We start from the raw sequence: 5,868 nt of genomic DNA, 5'->3' as shown, positions 1-5,868 counted from the left end.
GCAGCTCGGTGTTCCAGGCGGGCCGGGCCGGAGCCGCGGGCTGGGGAGCGGGCTTTGCACCGCCCTGCCGGAACGTCTTGGCGTCCATGGTCTGGAAGAAGTCCTGCCGGGAGGCCGCCGGGAGCCGCGCCTCCTGCGCGGGAGCGGCGGCGGGAGCGCCGGTCTTGCCCAGGGCATCCAGCACCGTGTGGTAGACCGCGTCGAACACATCGTGCTCCCGGGCGAACTTCACTTGAGTCTTCGCGGGGTGGACGTTCACGTCCACCGCCGTCACCGGCAGGGTGACGGACAGGACGCAGCCGGGGAACTTACCCTTCATGATCTGGTTGCGGTAGCCCTCCTCCAGCGCCGCCGTCAGCAGCTGGGACTTGATGAACCGGCCGTTGACGAAGAACACCTGCATGGACCGGGAGCCCCGGCCCATCAGCGGCGCGGTGACAAAACCGGAGACCGTGATGTCCCCTCCGCTGCCGGACACCGGCACTAGCCCCCGGGCGAAGTCCCGGCCCAGGGCAGCGTAGACGGCGGAGTCCAGCTTTCCGTCACCGGGGGTCAGCAGGGCCTCCACCCCGTCCTTGATGAACTTGAAGGAGATGTCCGGATGGGACAGGGCCAGATGCTGCATGAGGCCGTTCACCGCCGCAGTCTCCGCACTGTCCTTGCGCATAAACTTCAGCCGGGCGGGGGTGTTGTAAAACAGGTCCCGGACCGTGATGGTGGTGCCCTCCGGCGCACCGGCGGGCTCCACTGCGCCGGGCACACCGCCCTCCAGATGGAGGGCGGCTCCCTCCGTCGTGCCGGTTTGGCGGGTGAGGATGTCCACCCGGCTGACGGCGGAGATGGCGGCCAGGGCCTCGCCCCGGAACCCCAGAGTACCGATCTTCCCCAGGTCCTCCTCCGTCCGCAGCTTGGAGGTGGCGTGGCGCAGGAAGGCGGTGGGGAGTTCCTCCGGCGCGATGCCGCAGCCGTTGTCCGTCACCCGGATCATGCCCATGCCGCCCCGGCGGATCTCCACCACCACGGCAGAGCTGCCGGCGTCGACGGCGTTTTCCACCAGCTCCTTCACCACGCTGGCGGGCCGCTCCACGACCTCACCGGCGGCGATCAGGTCCGCTACGTGGGACTCCAGTTGTTGAATGTGAGGCATATTGGTTTCCTTTCTAAGCTCAGAGCAGCAGCACGGCGACGATGGGAATGGTCACGATGGACGCCGCCGTGGTCAGGATGGTGATCTGTGCCATGCACTCGGTGTCTCCGCCGTACTCCATGCTCAGCAGCGTCCCGTTCACTGCTACGGGCATGGCCATCTGGGTGACAGCGATCCCCAGCACCAGGGAGTCGATCCCCAGCGCCCGGAGGACCAGGCACAGGGCCACCGGCAGCAACAGCAGGCGGATGGCCGTCAGCAGCCACAGCTTGGGAGAGCGCAGCACCTGTCCGGCTGACATGCCCGCCAGCAGGGAGCCCACCACCAACAGGGACAGCGGCACGGTGATGTCTCCCACAAAGTCCAGCATCTCGCCCACCAGGGCCGGCGGCCGCAGCCGGGTCAGCGCCAGCACCAATCCCAGGACAGAGGCCACGATGCAGGGGGTGAACAGCTGCTTCCAGCGGAAGCGGGCGGCCCCTGCCAGCAGCAGCGGGCCCAGACTGTAAGACAAGAGATTGAAGGGCAGCGCCAGAATGGCGGCATAGAACAGTGCGCCGTCTCCAAACAGGGCCACCGCTACGGGATAGCCAATGAACCCCACGTTGGGGAAGGCCAGGGCATACCGCCACACGCCCTTCTGCCCCTGTGTGCCCGGCAGGAACCGGGGCACCACCAGGGCAAAGACCGCCTCCAGCAGGTAGAACACCACGCCAACCTCCAGGATGGAGAGGATGGTCCCCAGCTCCGGCAGCTCCTCGCCGGTGATCACCGCCGCCACGATCATGGCGGGCATGGTGATGTTCAGCAGCAGCTTGGAGACCTTCTGGTCCGCCTCCCCGCCCAGGTACCCCAGCCGGTTGGCCGCATAGCCCGCCGCAATGGCGAACAGGATGACCAGCATCTCGCCAAATACGTCCCAAAAATTCATCTGTCCCTTTCTCCCCTCATCATTCCGGAATTCGGTTCTTACGCCACAAGGGTCCAAGCGGAGAGGGCGTTGGCCGCCGCATGGAGACCGATGGACGTCCACAGGGTGCCGGTGCGGTCATAGACCCACGCCAGCACCAGCCCGGGCACCAGATACTGGAGCATCAGCAGGAAATACGTGATGTCCCGGTTCACCACCGCGAACTGCCACACATGCAGCAGGGCGAACAGCAGGCAGCTGACCAGGTATCCCACCGCCGCGCTCTTGCGCCGGAGATTCCCGAACACCAGTCCCCGGAAGAGCACCTCCTCCACAAAGGGCGCCAGGAAAATGACGATCAGCAGCGTCATGTGGGGCGCGTCCTCGATCTGGGCGGAGATGGTGGTGTCGTTCAGGTTGGTCTGGTTGGATACCACCAGTCTTGTCAGGCGGTACACCAGCTCGTTCAGGCCGTACAGGGCCACCAGTCCGATGGCCATGAACTTGCAGGCCCCGCCCAGGTTCTCTGCAAAGTGCCGGGAGGTCCGACCCAGAAAGCCGTGGAAAATGATGACCGTGGCGGCGAAGAGGATGTAGTAATACAGGATATTCTGCAATCCGGTGCTGATGGTCACTCCCAGCAGTCCGCCGATCAGGCGGAACAGCGGGGCTGTGACAAAGGGCAGCACCAGTAGGTAGATCACAAAGAGCACCGTGCCCGCGATCTGTTCCCCCGCCGACATATAGGCGGCGCTCTTTCTTCTTGGCATCTCGTTCCCTCCCGGTTTTCGTCCGGCTTCTGTTTCAGCTCGTTTTCCCCGGCGGGCGGATCCGCCGGGGTCTTCTTTTGATCCGCTGGGCTTGGGCGGCGCGTGTCCGCCCGCCGCCAGGCCCCTCATTTCCGCGGAATCCCCTGTCCCGGCCTGAAGGCCGCTCTCCGGGCGCCGTCAGCGCGTCCGGTCCCCCGCGGCAGAGGGCGCATCCCGCCGTGCCTGCCCGGCCGGGTGCTCAGTTGAGCTTCTGCTTCCACTCGTAGATCAGGCTCATCGCCTCAATGGGCGTCAGCGTGTCCGGCTGGCAGCGGCGGAGGGCGTCCAGCACCTCCCCCTCGCCGATGGCGGTGAGGGACACCTGGTCCTCCTCTTTCCGGGCCGCTACGTACTGGACGCCGTTCTCCTCCTCCAGCTCTTTCAGGACCGTTTTGGCCCGCTGGACCACCTTGTCCGGCAGCCCCGCCAGCTTGGCCACCTCGATGCCGTAGCTGCGGTCCGCCCCGCCGGGGAGGATCTTCCGCAGGAAGATGATGTCCTCCCCCCGGGTCTTGACGGCGATGTTGTAGTTGACCGTGCCGGGCAGGGTGTTCTCCAGCTCCGTCAGCTCGTGGTAGTGGGTGGCGAACAGGGTCTTGGCCCCCAGCAGCTTCTTGTCCGCGCAGTACTCCAGCACCGCCCGGGCGATGGACATGCCGTCAAAGGTGCTGGTGCCCCGGCCGATCTCGTCCAGAATCAGCAGGGAGTGCTTCGTGGCGTGGCGCAGAATGTCCGCCACCTCCGTCATCTCCACCATGAAGGTGGACTGGCCGGCGGACAGGTCATCGCTGGCGCCGATGCGGGTGAAGATCCGGTCCACCACGCCGATGCGGGCGCTGGCCGCCGGGACGAAGGAGCCCATCTGGGCCATGAGGACGATCAGCGCCACCTGGCGCATGTAGGTGGACTTGCCCGCCATGTTGGGGCCGGTGATGATGGCCACCCGGTCCTCCTTCTCCCCCATGAAGGTGTCGTTGGGGACGAAGAGGCTGTCCTTGAGCATCTGCTCCACCACCGGATGGCGGCCGTCGTGGATCTCGATGGCCCCAGACTCGTCCACCGTGGGGCGGCAGTAGTGGTTCCGCACCGCCACCGCCGCGAAGGACACCAGGGCGTCCACCTCCGCCACCGCGGCGGCAGTCCGCTGGATGCGGGCGCTCTGGGCGGAGATCTCCTGCCGCAGCGCCGTGAAGAGCTCATACTCCAATGCCACCACCCGGTCCGAGGCGGTGAGGATCTCGTGTTCCAAGTCCTTCAGCTCCTGGGTGATGTACCGCTCCCCGTTCACCAGGGTCTGCTTGCGGATGTAGGTGTCCGGCACCTGGTCCTTGAAGGAGTTGGACACCTCGATGTAATAGCCGAAGACCTTGTTGTAGCCGATCTTCAGGGTCCGGATGCCGGTGCGCTCCTTCTCCTTGGCCTCGATCTCCGCCAGGACGCCCTTGCCGCCGTTCATGATGTGCCGCAGGCGGTCCACCTCCTCGTGGTAGCCGTCCCGGATGAAGCCGCCCTCCCGGACGGAGAACGGCGGCTCGTCGCAGATGGCCGCGCCGATGTGTGCCCCGATCTCCGTCAGGTCGTCCAGCTCCCCGGCCAGCTCCGCCAGCCGTCCGCCGGAGAAGGCCGCCAGCTGGGCCCGGAGGGCGGGCAGCCGCTCGATGGCGGAGCGGAGGGACACCATGTCCCGTCCCCCGGCGGTGCCGTAGACGATGCGGCCGATGAGCCGCTCCATATCTCCCAGGCCCGTCAGGGCGGCGATGAGCTCCTCCCGCGCCATGGTGCTCTCCACCAGGGCGGCCACGGCGGCATTGCGCTTGGCGATGGCGGTGACGGACAGCAGCGGCCGCTCCAGCCAGCTGCGGAGCAGCCGCCCGCCCATGGGCGTCCTGGTCTTGTCCAGCACCCACAGGAGGGAGCCTCTCTTCTCCCGGTCCCGGAGGGTCTCCGTCAGCTCCAGGTTCCGCCGGGCGGTCAGGTCCAGCTCCATAAACCGGCCCTGCTCGTAGTAGTCCAGGTCGTTGATGTGAGAGAGGTCCGTCTTCTGGGTCTCGTACAGGTAGTGCAGCAATCCCCCCAGGGCCATGGCCGCGGCCGGGTTGGTCCTGGGCAGGCGGTCAAACGCCTCCTCCCCGAACTGGCGGCGGATGTTTCGCTCCGCCTCCGCCAGGCGGAAGCGGCCCTCGCCGCCGTTTTCCACCCGGCAGCGGAACTTCTCCGTCAGGGCGTCGGTCAGGGCTTTTTCCGAGGCGGCCCCGTCGTTCACCACCGCCTCTGCCGGGGAAAAGCGGCCCAGCTCGTTGACGACGTGCTCCACCCGGTCCGGGCCGGAGAAGGCCGTCAGGTGGGTCTTGCCGGTGGAGATGTCGCAGAAGGCCGCGCCGGCGTTCTGGCTGTCGATGTAGATGCCGCAGAGGAAGTTGCTGGCCTTCTCCTCCAGGCAGGCGGCGTCGATCACCGTGCCGGGGGTCACCACCCGGATGATGTCCCGCTTCACCAGCCCCTTGGCCGTTGCCGGGTCCTCCATCTGCTCACAGATGGCCACCTTGTAGCCCTTGGCGATGAGCCGGGCGATGTAGGCCTCACTGGCGTGGTAGGGGATGCCGCACATGGGCACCCGCTCCTCCTCGGGCTTGGCGTGCTTGCCGTGGTCCCGGGAGGTGAGGGTCAGGTCCAGCTCCCGGGAGGCCAGCTTCGCGTCGTCAGCGAACATCTCGTAGAAGTCGCCCAGCCGGAAGAACAGGATGGAGTCCGGATTGTCCTTCTTGATCTCCAGGTACTGCTTCATCATGGGGGTGAGTTCGGCCAAAAGGGTCACCTCATTCTCTTTCTATCAAAGGATTTGGATTCGTTTTATGGGGGTGCGTCCCATGGGACGCGGGAAATCAGCCATGTGGATGGCTGGGCTGGGCGGGCCGCCGAACGGCGGCCACAGGGGTCTGGCTCCCGCCGGGGGGCATTGTCCATGCGGGATGCGCCCCCCATTTTCTTTTTGAGACATCAAA

4 protein-coding genes are annotated in these 5,868 nt (G+C 66.3%); all 4 read right to left on the bottom strand.

Annotated elements, in window-relative coordinates:
- Positions 1 to 1,147: DNA mismatch repair endonuclease MutL (mutL, locus tag HMPREF1546_RS18480; RefSeq protein ID WP_021752059.1), on the bottom strand; the 1,147-nt coding region annotated here is incomplete at its 3' end.
- A gap of 19 nt (positions 1,148 to 1,166) precedes the next feature.
- Positions 1,167 to 2,078 carry an AEC family transporter gene (locus tag HMPREF1546_RS14410; protein WP_021750630.1) on the bottom strand — a complete coding sequence of 304 codons (912 nt, stop codon included), beginning with the start codon at positions 2,076 to 2,078 and terminating at the stop codon, positions 1,167 to 1,169.
- A gap of 38 nt (positions 2,079 to 2,116) precedes the next feature.
- A complete protein-coding gene (locus tag HMPREF1546_RS14405; RefSeq protein ID WP_021752058.1) occupies positions 2,117 to 2,827 on the bottom strand; it encodes a CPBP family intramembrane glutamic endopeptidase in 711 nt (236 codons plus the stop codon).
- A gap of 238 nt (positions 2,828 to 3,065) precedes the next feature.
- Positions 3,066 to 5,672, bottom strand: a complete 2,607-nt coding sequence (mutS, locus tag HMPREF1546_RS14400; protein WP_036631033.1) for a DNA mismatch repair protein MutS — start codon at positions 5,670 to 5,672, stop codon at positions 3,066 to 3,068.
- Between the last annotated feature and the right edge of the window lie 196 nt (positions 5,673 to 5,868).

This window comes from Oscillibacter sp. KLE 1745 (genome assembly GCF_000469445.2).
Classification (GTDB): domain Bacteria; phylum Bacillota; class Clostridia; order Oscillospirales; family Oscillospiraceae; genus Oscillibacter; species Oscillibacter welbionis.
Note: the sequence above shows the minus strand (reverse complement) of the source record. Positions and strands in the feature narration are given on the sequence as shown.